Origin of the sequence: Streptococcus sp. Marseille-Q5619 (assembly GCF_946901205.1) — a bacterium.
GTDB lineage: Bacteria > Bacillota > Bacilli > Lactobacillales > Streptococcaceae > Streptococcus.
The window spans coordinates 306,883-324,736 of sequence record NZ_CAMPPO010000002.1; the positions used below are offsets into that span (position 1 = coordinate 306,883).

At 40.7% G+C, this 17,854-nt stretch carries 14 protein-coding genes; 2 read left to right on the plus strand and 12 right to left on the minus strand.

Annotation, left to right across the window (positions count from 1 at the left end; translation table 11 throughout):
• Positions 1-471: 471 nt before the first annotated feature.
• The 6 genes from OC530_RS02640 to OC530_RS02665 form a co-directional block, all read right to left on the minus strand.
• Positions 472-7,761 (minus strand): YSIRK-type signal peptide-containing protein, encoded by a 7,290-nt coding sequence (locus tag OC530_RS02640; protein WP_262079242.1) that lies wholly within the window; start codon positions 7,759-7,761, stop codon positions 472-474.
• Positions 7,762-8,292: 531 nt separating this feature from the next.
• Positions 8,293-8,982, minus strand: a complete 690-nt coding sequence (rplA, locus tag OC530_RS02645) for a 50S ribosomal protein L1 (RefSeq protein WP_001085675.1) — start codon at positions 8,980-8,982, stop codon at positions 8,293-8,295.
• A 206-nt stretch (positions 8,983-9,188) separates the two neighbouring features.
• Positions 9,189-9,614 (minus strand): 50S ribosomal protein L11, encoded by a 426-nt coding sequence (rplK, locus tag OC530_RS02650; protein ID WP_001085807.1) that lies wholly within the window; start codon positions 9,612-9,614, stop codon positions 9,189-9,191.
• A gap of 122 nt (positions 9,615-9,736) precedes the next feature.
• On the minus strand, positions 9,737-10,453 hold the full coding sequence (ldcB, locus tag OC530_RS02655; RefSeq protein WP_262079250.1) for an LD-carboxypeptidase LdcB/DacB: 717 nt from the start codon (positions 10,451-10,453) through the stop codon (positions 9,737-9,739).
• Between the two features lie 2 nt (positions 10,454-10,455).
• Complete coding sequence (locus OC530_RS02660) at positions 10,456-10,926, minus strand: HIT family protein (protein ID WP_262079251.1); 471 nt, start codon at positions 10,924-10,926, stop codon at positions 10,456-10,458.
• Position 10,927: 1 nt separating this feature from the next.
• Positions 10,928-11,965, minus strand: coding sequence for a M42 family metallopeptidase (locus tag OC530_RS02665; RefSeq protein WP_262079253.1), 1,038 nt, complete (start codon positions 11,963-11,965; stop codon positions 10,928-10,930).
• Positions 11,966-12,064: 99 nt separating this feature from the next.
• Here OC530_RS02665 and OC530_RS02670 point away from each other — a divergent pair, with 99 nt between their 5' ends.
• The gene (locus OC530_RS02670) at positions 12,065-12,190 is read left to right on the plus strand and encodes a hypothetical protein (protein ID WP_261061026.1); all 126 of its coding nucleotides are present in this window, start codon (positions 12,065-12,067) and stop codon (positions 12,188-12,190) included.
• 25 nt (positions 12,191-12,215) lie between these two features.
• Here OC530_RS02670 and brnQ read toward each other — a convergent pair whose 3' ends face one another.
• From brnQ to OC530_RS02700, 6 genes are all read right to left on the minus strand, one after another.
• Complete coding sequence (gene brnQ, locus OC530_RS02675) at positions 12,216-13,541, minus strand: branched-chain amino acid transport system II carrier protein (protein WP_262079256.1); 1,326 nt, start codon at positions 13,539-13,541, stop codon at positions 12,216-12,218.
• A 170-nt stretch (positions 13,542-13,711) separates the two neighbouring features.
• Positions 13,712-13,999: a rhodanese-like domain-containing protein gene (locus OC530_RS02680; protein ID WP_262079258.1), complete on the minus strand. Its 288-nt coding sequence runs from the start codon at positions 13,997-13,999 to the stop codon at positions 13,712-13,714.
• A 10-nt stretch (positions 14,000-14,009) separates the two neighbouring features.
• Entirely contained in the window at positions 14,010-14,201 is a 192-nt protein-coding gene (locus OC530_RS02685) for a hypothetical protein (RefSeq protein WP_023933439.1), read from the minus strand.
• A gap of 3 nt (positions 14,202-14,204) precedes the next feature.
• Complete coding sequence (locus tag OC530_RS02690; RefSeq protein WP_176139005.1) at positions 14,205-14,783, minus strand: uracil-DNA glycosylase family protein; 579 nt, start codon at positions 14,781-14,783, stop codon at positions 14,205-14,207.
• A gap of 53 nt (positions 14,784-14,836) precedes the next feature.
• Positions 14,837-16,237, minus strand: a complete 1,401-nt coding sequence (pepV, locus tag OC530_RS02695) for a dipeptidase PepV (protein WP_262079264.1) — start codon at positions 16,235-16,237, stop codon at positions 14,837-14,839.
• A 12-nt stretch (positions 16,238-16,249) separates the two neighbouring features.
• Positions 16,250-16,855, minus strand: coding sequence for a nitroreductase family protein (locus OC530_RS02700; RefSeq protein WP_050209139.1), 606 nt, complete (start codon positions 16,853-16,855; stop codon positions 16,250-16,252).
• Positions 16,856-17,026: 171 nt separating this feature from the next.
• On the opposite strand from OC530_RS02700, the gene OC530_RS02705 reads away from it, so the two are divergent.
• Entirely contained in the window at positions 17,027-17,827 is an 801-nt protein-coding gene (locus OC530_RS02705) for an amino acid ABC transporter substrate-binding protein (protein WP_176139003.1), read from the plus strand.
• Positions 17,828-17,854: the final 27 nt, after the last annotated feature.

The following is a 17,854-nucleotide window of genomic DNA, read 5'->3' on the forward strand; positions in this document are numbered from 1 at the left end:
AAACATAAACAAGGATTTTTTAAAACTCCCAATCCTCTAACATATCGAGGAGCTCCCCAACGTTCGACTCATGCACAAGCTCACGTTTGTAGAGAGCAGCAATCACAGCATGGAAACCATTCTCTTTTTAGACTCAAAATGACGAGATTGTGGAACCTCTACAGGCCCAATAACTTTTAACATTCTAGTTGATTGAATCTGGAATAGTCCGCCGAGTTTTCTAAAACATTGTTAGAAATTGGTTTAAATCCCCCAATCAACTTGTCCATTTTTTATCTCATTTCACTGTACAATAAGTGAGACTGAAAAAAGTCTGTAAAATTAAAAAACGCATAATATCAGGTCTTGAAACTTGATACTATGCGTTTTATTGTGGGAATATTTACTTCATTTTATCCTGAAATGAAGTTTTTGCCCATCCTCATTAAGGACAATCTGTTCATTGCAAACAAATTATACCCATTAGAAAGATTAGTCTTCTTTCTTCTTGCGAGCAAGAAATCCAAATCCACTCAAAACTCCAAGAAGTCCAAGTGCTGCGAGGCTAGCGTTAACTTCTGTACCTGTGTTAGGCAATTCTTTTTGACCATCAACATATTTAGGTGTTGCTGGCATTTGAGGTTTAGCTGGCTGTTCAGGTATTGCTGGAGTTGCTGGCTCTACCGGTTGTGCTGGTTGAGTCGGTTCAACCGGTGTTGGAGTTGGCATCTCAACTTTACGGAAGATATGTCTGATATTTCCATTTGAATCTGTCACAGTCTTCACATATTCGTAACCTGGAATTGTTCCCGGTTCTTTAGAACCTGGCTCAGTTGGTTTCAATGGATTTCCATTCTCATCAGTCCAAGTAGTTGTATTTTGCTTACCTGGATTTGGTTGAGGAACAGGTGAAGGTGTTGGAGCTGGTGGTGTTACTTTTTCATAAACATGAACAGTATCTCCATTTGACAGTTTCTTAGTCTCTACGAAGCGGTAGCCTGGGATGTCTTTCTTATCGACTGTACCTGGCTCACTTGGATAGTTTGGAATCTCTTTGCCTTCTTTATCTTTGAAGAAGGTACTTACTTTTTCGTAGATATGTTCAGTATCACCATTTGGTAATTTCTTAGTCTCTACGAATCTGTATTCTGGAATGTCTTTCTTATCGACTGTACCTGGCTCACTTGGATAGTTTGGAATCTCTTTGCCTTCTTTATCTTTGAAGAAGGTACTTACTTTTTCGTAGATGTGTTCTGTATCACCATTTGGTAATTTCTTAGTCTCTACGAATCTGTATTCTGGAATGTCTTTCTTATCGACTGTACCTGGCTCACTTGGATAGTTTGGAATCTCGTTTCCGTCTTTATCTTTGAATGAAGTTGTTACTTTTTCGTAGATGTGTTCGATATCTCCGTTTGGAAGTTTCTTAGTCTCTACGAATTTATAACCTGGGATCGTTTTAGCTGGGGTTTCTCCTTCTTCTGTTGATTTCACAGGGTTGTTGTCTTTATCAACAGTAATAAGATTGCCTTCCTTATCCTTGAATGTTGTTGTTACTTTTTCATAGATATGCTCAATATCACCATTTGGTAATTTCTTCGTTTCTACGAATTTATAACCTGGGATCGTTTTAGCTAGGATTTCTCCTTTTTCTGTTGATTTCACAGGATTGTTGTCTTTATCAACAGTAATAAGATTGCCTTCCTTATCCTTGAATGTTGTTGTTACTTTTTCATAAATATGAGTTGTATTACCTTTGTTATCAACTTTAGTTTCAACAAATCTATAGCCCGGGAAGTCCTTCTTATCAACTTTGCCATCTTCTGTAGTACTTCCTGAAACAACATTCCCATCTGTGTCTTTAAACTCCGTTACAGGACGCACAGTTGGAGTATAAGTTTCAGAAACTACTTTACCATTGACGTCTTTCACTTGAACTGTTACTGGAGTTGCCTTGCCTACGAAATCTTTTTCTGGTGTAAATTCAACGACTCCATCCTTAAGTACATATGTTCCTTCTCCTGGAACTACAACTTCTTTCACTTCTTTACCAGTTTTATCAACTAATGTTAGAGTAGACTTATCAAGTTCAACTTTTTCATGACCTTTATTAAAGTTCACTGTTGTATTATCTTGATCTGGCGTATCAAATACTACAGGAGATGTTTGAATAGTTCCACGAGCTCCTTCAGTAACCGATGAAGCACCTGTTGGAGTTACAGCTGTTACCGTTGGAGTGTACATTGACTTAGTTGTGATAATTGCTGTAGTCTTATCATCAGAAGTTAAAACCGCTGATTCAACAACTGTCACAGGAGTCGGTGTTCCTACATAAGATGGCACTGGTACAAAGGTTACCTGACCTTTATCGTCTACTGTGTAGGTTCCAACATTCTCTACCACTACCTTACCATCATTATCTGCACCTTCCAATGCATAAGTGCGTGCTGTGATATGACTAGTATCAGAAATAGTATAAGTCAGAGTTTTCCCTTCATCTGTTGATTTTTGGGCATGACCTTGGATGTTTGTCGTTGCAACATCATTTCCTGCAGAGGTTACAGGATTTACTGTTGGAGTATAGGTTGTTTCAGAGGTGATTGTTGCCTGCGACTTATCTGCAGTCTCTAATCTATAAGTAACTTTTACTCCTACACTTGTCTTATTGGCATCACTTGATACATAGCTAGCTACGGGAACAAAGGTTACTTTACCAGTTGTATCAATTGTATAAGTACCAACACCATCTACAGTTTTAGTAGTTGAATCGTTATCCAAAGTATAACTTGGAGTGACGGTAACACCCGTACCAGCTTCTGGAGCTGTGTAAATTGGCGTACCACTTTGAGTTGAACCTTGAGTTCCAGTAGACGTTGCAGGTTCAGCTGAAGCTTTAACAGGCGTGACGCTTGGAGTGTAGGTTGTTGTTGCTTCAGTTCCATTGGTATCAGTAATACTTACTGTTACAGGATGTGCTTTTCCAGTAAATGTAGCAAGAGGAGTAAAGGTAACAGCATTGGCTCCAGTTGCATCTTTAACAAGCTTATAAGTACCCTGATTCGCTACAGTAACGCTACCGTCACCATTAACAGTTCCATTTTCTGCACCTACTAGCTTCACAGATGTTTTATCTAGTTCGATTGATTTAGACTCACTATTTATAATCGCAGTTCCTTTGACGAAGTTTAGAGCATTCTCATCTTTATTAACTAGATTGTAAACGATGCTAGAAGTTTGAGTTTCGCCTTGAATTCCATTTGTCTTAGAAGATTCTGCGCTTGGTTTCACTCCAACAATCTTCGGAGTATAGGTTGTTGTTACTTCAGTTCCATTAGCATCAGCAATTTTCACTGTTACTGGAGTTACATTTCCTGTATAAGTGGCTACCGGGGTGAATTGAACATAAGACTTACCGTCTTCTTTTACGATAGAGTATGTTCCTTGACCAGCTACCGATACTTTACCTTCACCATCAGCTCCTACTAGAGTCAGAGTAGCTTCATTTAAATCAACAGATTTTTCAGTTCCATTTACAATTTCACTACCTTTGCTAAAGTTCAAGGTGTTTACATTTTCATCTTTAGCATTGAGAACCACTTCAGATTTTTGAACAGCTCCCTGAATGCCTGTAGTTGAAGCTTCACTTGCAGTTGGAGTAACACCAACAATGTTTGGTGTGTATTCACCACGTTTATCGTTCTCTGGTTGCGTACCATTGTTATCTGAAACAAGAACTTGGACAGGTTTTACTGCTCCAACATAAGCTTTATTGGTTGGCGTAAAGGTCACGAGACCTGTTGACTTATCAATACCGAAAGTTCCAATCACATCACCAGCTTTCACAGTACCATTATCTGCTGCAGCGTAAGCTGGAGTTGTAGCGCCATCCGCTACTTCTGTACCTGCACTATCAAGAAGTTTATAGCTATCTGCCTTCAATGGGACTGTTTTTCTAGCTCCATTTACTTCTGCAGAACCTGGGATAAAGGTTGGTTTACCTGTTTGAACTTGACCTTGAATATCTGTTGAAGATGCCTTCGTTCCCTCTGGTCTAACGCCAATAACAGTTGGTGTGTAATCTGCCGTAGATGTTAATGGATCAACTCCGGCTACTGTCACGGTCAATTTTACCTTAGCTGGATTTGGAGTTCCAACAAATGTTGGATTAGGAGTAAAGGTTACCTCACCCGTATCCGCATTAATTGCATAAGTACCTACAGTAGCTCCTGTATTATCTGTAGCATTTGTTGATTCTAAGCTATAAACTTTTGTACCATTTGTGGTAGCAGAAATCTTAGTTTTCTCTTCGTCATCAAAATTGAAGCTTGGAGTGCCTTTCTGAACCGCTCCTTGAATATCGCTAGTAGTTGCAGGCGTTCCTACAATACCAGCTTTAACAGTAATAGTGTAAGTTGTAGTCGCTGTAGAAGTGTTCACTCCGTGATCAGTACCAGCAGTCGTATCTCCTACAGTTGTTCCATCAACCAAGTTTGTATTACTATCTACGACATTGATGGTAACACTATATTTACCAACTTTTGTCAGTTTGAGAGATGTTTCAGTTGGATAGTTGGCTGCATCTCCAGATGTAGTCTCTGCAAATACAGTGTTGCCATCTGGATCTGTAACAGTAATACTTGTTACTTTTGTTTTATGACTTTCCTTGAATGCAGGCTCTGCAGTACTTGTAGCTAACTTATTATCTTCAGTATCTCTGACACTCACGTTAGCACTAGTAACTACCGCAGTATCAGCTGCAGGGCGGTCGATTAGGTTAACAGTTGTATTCAAGGTACTCTCGTAAGAAGTTGATGCAGCAGTTGGTTTCGAGTTGATGATTGTAGAAGTGCTGGTATTTTCAGCCATAATTCCCTTAACAGTCCCAGTATAACCCGAACTAGTTTCAATTTTCCATGTATCATCACCAGTCTTATGGGCTTTTACTGTAGACTTATCACTTGCTGACCATTCATTACTATTTTTATCATACTGAACAGTAATGTACATACCATTACCTGTAGCAGTGTTTTCTGTGTTATCCTTGCTATAAACTGTCTCAGTTAAATCAGCACTGTTAACAGCAGTCACTTTGCCAGCATTGTTGTATGTTCTCTTATATTCGTACAAGTCAAACTTCATGGAGCCATCTGTTTGGGCACGGGTTGAAACTTCTCGTTTGGTGATTGTGTAATTACCTTTGCCATCATTTAACTCTGTTCGCACCGTTGCATCAGAGTCAGCTAATTCATAACGACCTGATTTAGGATTGAGAACTGCTATATACTTCGTACCGTTTACAGAGTTCAACTCCACCTTGGTTCTCATGAGATTAGCCGTAACATTTTCAGTTTTAGCATATACAGAAATCTTAGAAACTCCAGCTGTTGCCGTCGCTTCAGGTTTTACTGATAGAGAAAATTCATTCCCTACCGTTCCAACTTCAGTTCTAACAGAAACCGCGGTATTCGTTGTTCCCTCTTGTACAATCCACTTGCCATCCTTATTTGTTTTTAAGATAGTCTTGGAGCCATCTGGTGTCTTAATTTCTGCATAGGTTGCCCCATCTGAAATCGTAACCGGTACAGTTTTATCATAAGTAGCTATGTTCTTTACCGTTACCTTAGGTGCGATGACAAAGGTCAATTCTCCACGACCTTCTTGTGTATCATAATTCCAGCTATAATTCCTTGCACGATCTGTTATGTTATAATCTTTCGCGTAGGCAGTCACATGGTAAACACCTGCTTTTGTTGGTGTTCCAGAAATTAGCCCTTTCCCATCATAGCCAACAATTTTACCATTTTCAGTAATAGGAGTAGTCCCTACGTTTGGTTTATAAGTCAAACCAGGGATAGCTGTAGCTACCGTTGACCCACTTGTTGAGATATTTCCTGAAATTCCAGAAATCCCATTACCATATTGAGTACGAATTGAGATATCTGTACCATTAGCCAACGTATAGGAAACATTGGCTCTTTCAGTGGTTATACGGGAACCAGAATTATCATTGTAATGGATGTCTACAGGTGAAATCTCTTCTCCGACCGTTCCCTTATGAACTGTATTATCACTTCCTATAGTAGGTGGCGTAGTATCTTGCCAACCAATCCAACCCCCACGGACGTTTCGATAAAATACACGCACACTTGCTTTGGTTTTGGTATTGGTATAAGTCACATAGGTTCGTGTATCGTATACCCCATTTGCAATATTACTTACAACAATCTTGCCCTCAATCGTATCAGTAGCAGCATTGTAACTTAAGCCACTTGGTAAGTTTGTCGGTTCAACTTTTGAGATAGTCCAACCATCTGCCTTAGCTTTATCTGTTAGGTCAAAACGATCCTTAATTTTATTGATATAAACGCGGTCTTGACCTTGCTCATAGACATAGTGATAAATGTGGGTAGCTAGATACTCATATCCACCGTTAGCTTGATATTTTGAATTGTTACCACCCGAAATCGTCGAACCGTCTATACGTTTTTTATTTTTCCAAAAATCCGCCTCTACTGCCAAGTCTTCTGCTTGTTCCTTGCTTAAGGGATAATCCATACGTCCTATATTGTTAACTCCATTACCTGCGTTACTAGGATCTTTCGCTTCCCCTACACGTTGAGTAGAATAAACCACAGTTTCTAAAGTGCTGATATCTCCATTCCTTCGGTCAGTAGAAACATCTCCCTGCTTTGCTACAGTAGAAGTAAATGTATAGATATCCTTACCAGTATAATTATCTTTTGTTGGAGAGTTGGCTTTAGCTGTGTAGGTTCCATCCTCATTTGGAGTTGAGATATAGTCGCTGGCTGCCAGAAGCTGACTTCCCTCTTTCATCGCTTGATCATTACGGCTATCACGACTACCTGAGTTGAAGCCTGTTACAAGGTTTACAAGGCTGTTGCGTACACGTTTTGCTTCTTGCACACGTTTTTCAAGTTCAGGGATTGTGATATTTGCATCCACAAGGCTTGATTTGATCAGTTGAAGAGTTGCTTTTGCACTTTCTATCACTACAGAATCTGTAGCCAACTTCTCTGCTTGTGGTAAGAAGCTAGCAAGGTCTTCTTGCACTGTTGCCAACTCTGCCTTTGCATCTTCAGCTGTTTTTTCTTCAGCTAGACTTGCATCAACCGGTTTTTCAACTTCAGTTGCTGTTGGGGCAGCTGTTGTTGCTTTTTCCTTATTTTCCGATTCAGCTGGTGTTACTCCAAGAACTTTAGGCATACTTGCAATGATTGAAGCTTGTGAACGACTGGCTTTAGCGATTTTGTTCACTTCTAATTGACTTGCATTTTCTTTGGCAAGGATTCTTTTCGCTTCTTCCAGTACCTTCTCTGCATTTGCAATAGTAGATGCTGGAACTTTAGAACGAGCAATCTTAGATAATCCTAGTTCCAAGTCAGAGATTGTATCCTTAAGAATAGTCTTATCTGCAACTGTTTCTGTAGAGGATTCAGTTGCCGCTGCTTCGGTATTCTCATCGCTAGCTTGGGATGAGGCAGTATCTTCACCGCCGTCCCTAGTTAGGACTGGTTTTGCGTCATAAGTAGTGGATTTAGATGAGTTAGCACCTTGATTAGCACCCTCATCGCCTATGGTCGGTGTTGGAGTAGCTGTTGAAGATAGTTCATTAACTCCTTCTACTTCTGTTGCTGATACCGCACCAGCTCCAAGAAACATCAAACCAGCCGCAATTGCCACTGATGCTGCCCCAAAACTATACTTACGAATACCATATCGAAGGTATCTTTCAGTTCTAAAATCTTGTTGACCTCTCTTCATGAGATTCAACCTCCTTGATTTATTTTATTCGTGTTGATTTAAAGCATTAGGGCAAATAAAAAGCCCCCCCCTTAAATTTTTTAGTAATATTAAGAGGAGAATATCTTAAAAAAGATTGCTAAATAATTGTACACACTTAAATTCATTATAGCATTTATATTTGTAGCATTCAAGTATTATAACTGGTAATTATTGAGTTTGAATGAGTGTTTTTTAATTTTATTAGAGATTTTTCTATTTTTCATTAACGATGATCAATGCTTTAGTATAAAACCAATTTACATACGCTTAAAGAGTATTGTATTGAAACACGGGACCCTAAGAATAACAGCAGTAACTTAAATTTATACTCTTCGAAAATCTCTTCAAACCACGTCAGCTTCACCTTGCCGTACTCAAGTACAGCCTGCGGCTAGCTTCCTAGTTTGCTCTTTGATTTTCATTGAGTATTACCTTACAAGAAGATATTTTGAAATCAAAAAAAGTTGAGACATAGCGTCTTCAACTTTTTTACATTAGATTAACTACTGATTAAAGTGAGTTTACGTCAACTTTGATACCAACACCTTGAGTAGTTGTGATAGTCAAGTTTGTTACGTAAGTTCCTTTAGCTGTAGCTGGTTTTGCTTTTTGGATTGTTTCGTTGAAAGCTTTGAAGTTTTCAACCAATTTTTCAGCTTCAAATGATACTTTACCGATGATTGCTTGAACGTTACCTGCACGGTCAGCACGGTAAGTGATTTTACCACCTTTAGACTCTTCAACTGCTTTAGCAACATCCATTGTTACAGTACCAGTTTTAGGGTTTGGCATCAAGTTACGTGGTCCAAGGACACGTCCAAGACGTCCAACAAGAGCCATCATGTCAGGTGTAGCGATAACTACGTCGAAGTCCAACCAACCGTCGTTGATTTTAGCAACAAGGTCATCTTCACCAACAAAGTCTGCACCAGCAGCTTTTGCTTCTTCAGCTTTTGCACCACGTGCGAAAACAAGAACGCGTGAAGTTTTACCAGTACCGTTTGGCAATACCATTGCTCCACGGATTTGTTGGTCAGCTTTTTTAACGTCGATGTTCAAGTTGTAAGCAACTTCTACAGTTGCGTCAAATTTTGCAAAGTTAGTTTCTTTTGCAAGTGCTACAGCTTCTTCTACGCTGTATGCTTTTGTGCTGTCGATTTTCTCAAGAGCAGCACGAAGTTGTTTGCTTTTTTTAGCCATTTTCTATTCTCCTTGTAAGTGGTTCAATCGATTTTCATCTCCCACGTCACTTCTCGAAATGATGAAGTCTTGCGGGTTTTCAGTCTATTATTTTTCTCTTCCTACGGCCTTAAGCTCCTTGCTGTACCCAAGTACAAGCATCAGTCACTTGCCTAATATGAAAAGCAACTAATAGACTGCTGTGAGATTTTCTACTGTGTTATTGATTAATCAACAACAGTGAATCCCATAGAACGAGCAGTACCTTCGATCATACGCATTGCAGACTCTACGTTTGCTGCGTTCAAATCTGGCATCTTAGTTTCTGCAATTTCTTGTACTTGCGCACGAGTAACTGTAGCAACTTTAGTTTTGTTAGGTGTACCTGATCCTTTTTCAACACCTGCAGCTTTTTTCAAAAGAACAGCAGCTGGTGGTGTTTTAGTGATGAAAGTAAATGATTTATCTTCGTAAACTGAGATAACAACTGGAATGATCATACCAGCTTGGTCAGCTGTACGAGCGTTGAACTCTTTTGTGAATCCCATGATGTTGATACCAGCTTGACCAAGAGCAGGTCCAACCGGTGGAGCTGGTGTAGCTTTACCAGCAGGGATTTGCAATTTTACAAGTTTTTCGACTTTTTTAGCCATTTTTAAATCCTCCTTTGTGGTTTTGGCGGTAATTAGAGATTTTTACCTCCCACAAGTATGCTTTTCACATACCCATCTATTATACACTATTTATCTGGAATTGCAAGAGAAAAGTTTATTTTTTAATCGACGTAATCTCCGCCTTCAAAGCCATAGTATTCTTCCAAACTAAGACCACTCTCAGCAATTTCTTTAGCTTCTTTTCCTACATAACGCAAGTGCCATTCCTCAGCCATATAGCCTGTTTCCTTTTCCTTACCTTTGAGATAACGGACAACAAAGCCATAGTCAGCTGCATGGTCCAAAAGCCATTGGGCTGCTTTTTCTTCTATCACCAAATCACCATCAGTCCCAATCACATCAAAGGCCAAGCCAGTTTGGTGTTCACTATAGCCAGGTCGAGCAGAATAACGGTCGGCAGCTTCTTTTCCATCTTGATTGACATAATCTTGATAGAGTTTGGTCTGAGTTTCATAACTTCTAAAGCCACTGTAATGATCGCTGATTGGGAAACCTGCCTCTTGCATAGCTTTGATGAGCTTGACCAACTCAGCCTTGGCTGTTGGATTTTCCCCTGGATTGTAGTCTTTTGACAATGGATAGTGTTTATTGGCTACGATGATTTCATCGTATTTGCCTTGGATGCTGTAGTAATCACCTTTATTGACCACTTCTGCTTTTTTCTGGGCAGCTCCTTGAGACTTACTTCCAACTGTTCCATCAGCTTTAGCAGTTTGTTCTGTTTTAGCTGCTCCATCTTCATTTTTTGCTTTTTCTTGTGAACAAGCTGCTAGACTCAAGGCTAGCAAGGCTGTCAAGATAAGGTATCTTTTTTTCATTTCTACTCCTTTATTTCTAATAGGTTATCTACTTCTGACGATAAACATTCGACTAATCTTTTAATCTCATCCGTTTTTACTTGGTATGTTTCTGCTGTCATTTCTTCAAAGGGAACCCACCAGACTGGACCACGACCTTTAAGACCGTGGCCATTCATATCACCTGTCCGTCGTGGAAACAGATGCCAATGAAGATGGGCATCGCCATTTCCTAGCAGTTCGATATTCATTTTCTCAGCAGCAAATGCCTTGGCAACTGCCTCTTGGACTAGACTCATTTCTTCGAGAAAACGGAGTCTTGTTTCCTTTTTCAAATGGTGCAATTCCGTGACATGTTCCTTGGCTAGAAAGAGACTATAGCCTGCAAAATACTGGTGGTCTCCAATCACAAGATAGCCTGTTTCCAACTCTCTTACAAAGTAAGGATTTTCCCCAGCCTTGATGAGCTCAATTCTCTGACAAATCAGGCACATATTAGTCTACCAATGCACTCTTAAGATATGCATCAACCATACGCTCTGTTGCAACCACCGAGTCAATATGAGTGCGTTCATATGAGTGACTAGACTCGATACCGGCACCGAGAAGGGCGTGTTTGACTTCTGCCCCTGCAGACATAGCTGCTGAAGCGTCCGAACCATAAAATGGATAGATATCCAACTTAAATGGAATATCTTGCTCTTTAGCCAAAGCCACCAAATGTTGACGGAAGTCATAGTGATAAGGCCCTGAGGCATCCTTGACACAGATAGACACTGTGTACTCATCTGTCTGCTGGTCATCGCCCATAGCTCCCATATCCACAGCCAGATACTCTACTACCTGAGCAGGAATGTTAGAGTTAGCACCGTGCCCCACTTCTTCAAAGACTGAAAAAGCAAAATGGGTTGTTACAGGCAATTCAATCTTCGCTTCCTTATAAATACGAAGGAGATTAAGCAAAATCGCTGCACTGACCTTATCGTCCAAATGACGAGATTTGATAAAACCTGTCTCTGTCACTACAGTTCGTGGGTCAAAGCTGATAAAATCACCAACCTCAATCCCAAGAGCACGAGTTTCTTTTTCATTGGTCACTTTTGCATCCAAACGCACTTCCATATTGTCCTGCGTGCGTTCTACAGTTCCTGCATCCTTGTAAACGTGGCAAGAAGTTTGGTGGATGAGGATGGTTCCGGATACTTTTTCACCTGTACTAGCCACATGAACGGTACAGTTTTCACCTTCAATCATGTTCCAAGGAAAACCACCGATTCGGTCCATTTTGAGACGGCCATCTGGTTTGACAGCACGGACAATAGAACCCAGCGTATCCACATGGGCAGTCACATAGCGTTGCTCTTCATCATTTTGACCTTTAATGGTCACATTGACACCGCCCTTGGCTGTGCGAACTGGCTGATAACCAAAAGCTTCTAAAGTCTTGACTAAATAGTCCGAAATCTCACGAGTGAAGCCCGTTGGCGACGCAATGGCTGTCAGTTCTTTGATATATTCTACTGTTTGATTCATTTCTTCACCTCTTTTGCTACCTATTATAACACATTTATCATCGGATAAAAAAAGAAAATCACTCCTGTAGACTTGGCTACAAAAGTGATTTTATACTCAATGAAAATCAAAGAGCAAACTAGGAAACTAGCCGCAGGTTGCTCAAAACACTGTTTTGAGGTTGTAGATGGAACTGACGTAGTCAGTATCCTACACATACGACAAGGCGACGTTGACGCGGTTTGAAGAGATTTTCGAAGAGTATTAGTGATTATTCCATTTCAAAAACATCACTTTCTTGCTTGTTTGGCAGAACCAATGAGAGCAAGATTCCGACAACGGCTGGTACCAACCATGGGAGTGATGCCTTGGCAAAAGGAAGAGCATTGACAAGATTTGCAAGAAACTCAACTTTAAACGAGCTTCCTAGTACGCTTGCAATGGCAATAGCTGTAACAACAGCAATTGTCAACTGCATACCTGGTTTTGAAAGAGCCACAAATTTGTTGACAATGACAATCATAACGATAGCAATCGTGATTGGGTACAAGATAACCAATACTGGAATGGAATACTTGATAATCGCATCAAGACCCAAATTAGCGATGGCAAATCCAATCAAAGTAAAGGCTGTCGCATAAACCTTGTAGCTGATTTGTGGGAAACGCTCATTAAAGAACTCAGCTGTTGACACAATCAGACCAACTGTTGTTGTGAAGCAGGTTACGGTAACCATAGCTGCAAGGAAGAGTTGAGCTGTTGAGCCAAATATTTCTTGAGTAGCTTGTGACAAGATGTAAACACCTGGTGTTCCACCCTTCATCGCCTCAGCTGGTACTGGGAAATGATTTCCAAGGAAACCTAACCCGATGTAAAGGGCGCTGAAAGCAAGGGCAACAACGATACCAACCACCCAAATAGTTGAAATATATTCTTTCTTACTTGAAAATCCAAGTTGTTTCAAGGTTTGTACTGCGATTACACTGAAGGCAACTGAGGCAAGGGCATCCAAAGTATTATAACCTTCTAGGAAACCTGTCCCAAAGGCAGAAGCTTGATAAGCGGCTGACGCAGCTTGAGGACTTGTTCCGCCGTATTTGATAGCTCCTAGAATAACCAAGATAACAATCAAAATCGCAAAAACTGGTGTTAAAATACGGCCGATACGGTCTAAGATTTTTGATGGATTAAGCGAAATCAAATAGGCTGCCGCAAAATACAGAACCGTAAAGACAATCAAACCAAGACCTTTATTTGCATCCGACAAAAGGGGGCTAATCCCTACTTCGTAAGCTGTTGTAGCTGTACGTGGGATGGCAAAGAATGGACCAATTGACAAGTAAAGAACTGAGAGGTAAAGAGTCGCAAACCAAGGCGCTATCTTTGTTGAAATCTCGTAAATATATCCTTTAGGATTTAGCGTTCCGATAATCAGAGTCAAGACGGCGATACCGACACCTGAAAAGACAAAACCTGCGATGGCAGGAAGAAAATGTTCTCCAGATAGAGCACCTAGAGAAGGCGGAAAAATCAAGTTCCCCGCACCAAAAAATATTCCAAACAGGAGTAAACCTGTTAAGGCACCTTTTTTAGCCATGAAAATCTCCTTCATATTTATAAAATACTGACCTAGTATATCATGAATAGGAGTATGAAAAAAGCTTCACGAAGTAAATATTGAATGTTTTCAAGATTCTTAAAAATAAGAATTGTCTAAAAATAAAATTCTCCTACCCAGTCCACACCAAGTAGGAGAAAGTCTACTGTTTAAAGTTCTTCAAAGGCTAACATGCCACCTTGAATATTGATAACCTCATAACCCTGTTCAGCTAGAAATTGACAAGCGCGCGCCGATCTCATTCCAGATTTACAAATAACATAATGTAACTGATCCTTGTTCAATTGATCATAAGTATCGGCTAATTGACTCAGAGGAAGATTCTGAGCACCTTCTAAATGAAGAGCTTCAAACTCATCCACTTCTCTCACGTCTACTAGAGAAAGTTGGTCATTTTGGTAAAGCTCGTAAAATGCGTCAAAGGTTATTTCTTTCATTCTTTTTCTCCTAATACTCTTCGAAAATCTCTTCAAACCACGTCAGCGTCGCCTTACCGTAGGTATGGTTACTGACTTCGTCAGTTCTATCCACAACCTCAAAGCAGTGCTTTGAGCTGACTTCGTCAGTTCTATCCACAACCTCAAAGCTGTACTTTGAGCAGCCTGCGGCTAGCTTCCTAGTTTGCTCTTTGATTTTCATTGACTATAAAATGGTTTTAATTCTTTTTTTCAAATCTGGCACCACTTCTGCCTCAAACCAAGGATTTTTGGCCATCCAGATTTGATTTCGCGGTGAGGGGTGAACTAAAGGAAAATACTCTGGCAAGTAATTCTGATAATATTTTACCCGTTCTGTCACCTTGCCACTGACTTTCTCCTGTAAATAGTAGGCTTGGGCATATTGGCCGATCAAGAGGGTCAACTGGATATCGGGTAATTCTTGCAAGAGCTGTGGATGCCATTTTTCAGCAAAGCCTGTTCTCGGTGGCAGGTCACCTGACTTGCCATGTCCTGGAAAGTAGAAATCCATAGGCAAGACAGCAAAATAGCCTGAATTGTAAAAGGTATCTTCATCCACACCGAGCCAGTCCCGCAAACGATCACCACTTTTGTCCTTCCAGTAAAGGCCTGCTTCTTGGGTTTTAAGACCAGGCGCCTGACCGATGATATTGATGCGAGCAGTTTTTGGCGCTGCAAAAAGAGGCTCAATTCCGCGTTCTGTATAGATAGCATTCTGTGGATCCGCCATAATAGCTTTCTTGATTCTTTCGATTTGAGACATCTACTTTCCCTCCAAAAAGAAGTCTAAGCATAAGATCTCAGACTTCTATCGTTTTATTTGATCAATTCGTAAATAGCTTCGGCATAGATTGCTGCTGCTCGGAAGAGATCGTCCAAGGCGATAAATTCATTGGCTTGGTGCATGGTATCAATTGAGTCTGGGAACATGGCACCGTAGGCAACTCCGCGTTCGAGCAAACGACCAAAGGTTCCACCACCGATAACTTGCTCGTGACCTTTAAGTCCAGTTTGTTTTTCATAGACATTCAACAAGGTTTGCACAAGTGGATCTTCCATTGGCACATAGTGAGGGGTATGACCGTGTTCAGAAAGGCTAACAGAAGCAACTGGCAAGTTTTCAAGGATTGACTTGATTTGTTCTGGACTTGTTCCTTTTGGATAGCGGATGTTAAGGGCAATGGTATTATCAGCGCTTGTTTCGTCAAAGCGGAAGACACCGGCATTCATAGAAAGGGCACCCATCTTTTCATCCACATGAGCAATCTTGAGATTTTCACCCTCATGATCGTTCAAGAGAATCTTACCAGCGATGTCAAGGTAGTCTTTGGCTGGACCAGCAAAGTCAAACTGGCTAAGGAAGAGGGCTAGGTAAGTCGCACCATTGACACCTGAAGCAGGCATAGCACCGTGGGCTGATTTACCAATGATGGTCACCTTGTATTGGCCAGCTTCTTCTTGGAGTTCTCCTCTAAGTTTGTGTTCTGCAACAAAGGCATCTAGTTTAGCTTGCAAGTCAGCCAAATCACCTGAAACGACTGCTGTTGCTGATTCTGGTACCATGTTTTCACGCAAACCACCTGTGAAGCTGTGAAGACGAGCTTCACCTGCATTTTCACCTGCAAAGTGAAGGTATTCCGTGATATTTCCTTTTTCACCATTGATGATAGGGAATTCAGCGTCTGGAGAGAAACCAAAGTCTGGCTTGGCAAGTCCTACATGTTCAAAGTAGTAGTCCATGTCTGCCCAGCCTGATTCTTCGTCTGTTCCGACGATGAAGCGAACTTTTTTAGAAGTTGGAAGGCCCAATTCTTTGATGATTTTCAAGCCATAGTAACAAGCTGTTGTAGGTCCCTTATCATCAGAAGCCCCACGCGCATAAAGACGACCATCTTTGATAGTTGGTGTGTAAGGGTCTGTGTCCCAACCGCTACCAGCAGGAACCACGTCCATGTGAGCAAAGATTCCGAGAACTTCTTCGCCATTACCAAACTCGAAGTGTCCTGCATAGTTATCAACATTTTTAGTTGGGTAGCCATCACGATCTGCTATTTCAAGGAATTTTTCCAAGGCTTTTACTGGACCAGGTCCAAATGGATGCTCAGCATCAACCTTGCTATCATCACGTTCTGAGTTGATTTCCAAAAGGCTAAACAAGTCAGCCAAGAGGTCTTCTTTGCGTTTTTCTACTTCTGCTGTAAAATCAATTACTGTCATTTTTTCTTCTTTCTATCTTTTCTCGATGATTTCATCTACTGGCAAGCGGTAGCTTGGTTCCAATTTTTCGTCTGTGTAACCCACTGTGATCAAGAGTTCTGGGCGGAAACGGTCTTCAATTTCCAAAACCTCATTGACTTTTGATTTGTCAAATCCAAGGATCAAATTTGATCCGATTCCTTGGTCTGTAAGAGCCAGAACCAAGTTCATAGCAACCAAACCTGCATTGAGGGCTAGGTAGTCGCTGACTTGTTGTTCATTGTAACGGGCAAATTCCGCAGGCAAGTTCTTCATGAAATATTGAAGTTGTTCTTCTGAGAAATTCTTTGCGCCACCGACACGGGCAATCTTGCGGGCACGTTTAGCCAAATCTGTGTCTGTAAACAAGGCAATAGTTACAGGCGCTGATGATACCTGTTCAAAGTTTGAACCGTAAGCCAATTTTGCTAGTTCGGCATTTTTCTCACGTACCACCACAAATTTCCAAGGCTGGCTGTTGTGGGCGCTTGGAGCCAAGGTTGCAATTTCGATAGCCGTACGCACATCTTTTGGATCAACTGGCTTATCAGTGAAATGCTTAGTCGCATGACGTTTTTTATTTAATTCAAGAAATTTCATAATCGATTTCCTTTTCTAATTCTACTGCTTCCATTCTACCATATTTTGAAAGAGCTTGCAGAGATTTTTCATGATTAAGTTTTTTCTATCACAGACATAAAAGATATATATTGGTTTATCAGGAAAGTTTCTGATAAACTAGCAAGTACTTTACATTTGAATGGAGACATTATGAAAAAATTTAGCCTATTACTAGCTATCCTACCATTTTTGGTTGCCTGTGGGAATCAAGCTACACCCAAAGAGACTAGCGCTCAAAAGACAATCGTCGTTGCTACAGCCGGCGATGTGCCGCCATTTGACTACGAAGACAAGGGTAATCTGACAGGCTTCGATATTGAAGTCCTAAAGGCAGTGGATGAAAAACTCAGCGACTACGAGATTCAATTCCAAAGAACTGCTTGGGAAAGTATCTTCCCAGGACTTGATTCTGGTCACTATCAGGCTGCAGCCAATAACTTGAGTTATACAAAAGAGCGTGCTGAAAAATACCTCTACTCACTTCCGATTTCGAACAATCCCCTCGTCCTCGTCAGCAACAAGAAAAATCTTTTGACTTCACTTGACCAAATTGCTGGTAAAACAACGCAAGAGGATACCGGAACTTCAAACGCTCAATTCATCAATAACTGGAATCAAAAACACACTGATAATCCTGCTACTATAGATTTTTCTGGTGAAGATATCGGCAAACGAATCCTAGACCTTGCTAACGGTGAATTTGATTTCCTCGTTTTTGACAAGGTCTCTGTTCAAAAGATTATCAAGGACCGTGGCTTAGACCTTTCTGTGGTTGACTTGCCTTCTGCCGATAGCCCCAGCAACTATATCATTTTCTCAAGCGACCAGAAAGAGTTTAAAGAACAATTTGATAAAGCACTCAAAGAACTCTACCAAGACGGAACCCTCGAAAAACTCAGCAATACCTATCTAGGTGGCTCTTACCTCCCAGATCAATCTCAGTTACAGTAAGATATATTAAAAACGATTGGACCAGTC

Excerpts from the sequence above, each read along its gene's own strand:
- OC530_RS02705 (WP_176139003.1), top strand. The coding sequence starts at position 17,027 with ATGAAAAAATTTAGCCTATTACTAGCTATCCTACCATTTTTGGTTGCC.
- ldcB (WP_262079250.1), bottom strand. The coding sequence starts at position 10,453 with ATGAAAAAAAGATACCTTATCTTGACAGCCTTGCTAGCCTTGAGTCTA.
- brnQ (WP_262079256.1), bottom strand. The coding sequence starts at position 13,541 with ATGGCTAAAAAAGGTGCCTTAACAGGTTTACTCCTGTTTGGAATATTT.
- pepV (WP_262079264.1), bottom strand. The coding sequence starts at position 16,237 with ATGACAGTAATTGATTTTACAGCAGAAGTAGAAAAACGCAAAGAAGAC.
- OC530_RS02685 (WP_023933439.1), bottom strand. The coding sequence starts at position 14,201 with ATGAAAATCAAAGAGCAAACTAGGAAGCTAGCCGCAGGCTGCTCAAAG.
- OC530_RS02680 (WP_262079258.1), bottom strand. The coding sequence starts at position 13,999 with ATGAAAGAAATAACCTTTGACGCATTTTACGAGCTTTACCAAAATGAC.
- OC530_RS02640 (WP_262079242.1), bottom strand. The coding sequence starts at position 7,761 with ATGAAGAGAGGTCAACAAGATTTTAGAACTGAAAGATACCTTCGATAT.
- OC530_RS02665 (WP_262079253.1), bottom strand. The coding sequence starts at position 11,965 with ATGAATCAAACAGTAGAATATATCAAAGAACTGACAGCCATTGCGTCG.
- OC530_RS02690 (WP_176139005.1), bottom strand. The coding sequence starts at position 14,783 with ATGTCTCAAATCGAAAGAATCAAGAAAGCTATTATGGCGGATCCACAG.
- OC530_RS02660 (WP_262079251.1), bottom strand. The coding sequence starts at position 10,926 with ATGTGCCTGATTTGTCAGAGAATTGAGCTCATCAAGGCTGGGGAAAAT.
- rplA (WP_001085675.1), bottom strand. The coding sequence starts at position 8,982 with ATGGCTAAAAAAAGCAAACAACTTCGTGCTGCTCTTGAGAAAATCGAC.
- rplK (WP_001085807.1), bottom strand. The coding sequence starts at position 9,614 with ATGGCTAAAAAAGTCGAAAAACTTGTAAAATTGCAAATCCCTGCTGGT.
- OC530_RS02700 (WP_050209139.1), bottom strand. The coding sequence starts at position 16,855 with ATGAAATTTCTTGAATTAAATAAAAAACGTCATGCGACTAAGCATTTC.
- OC530_RS02670 (WP_261061026.1), top strand. The coding sequence starts at position 12,065 with ATGAAAATCAAAGAGCAAACTAGGAAACTAGCCGCAGGTTGCTCAAAA.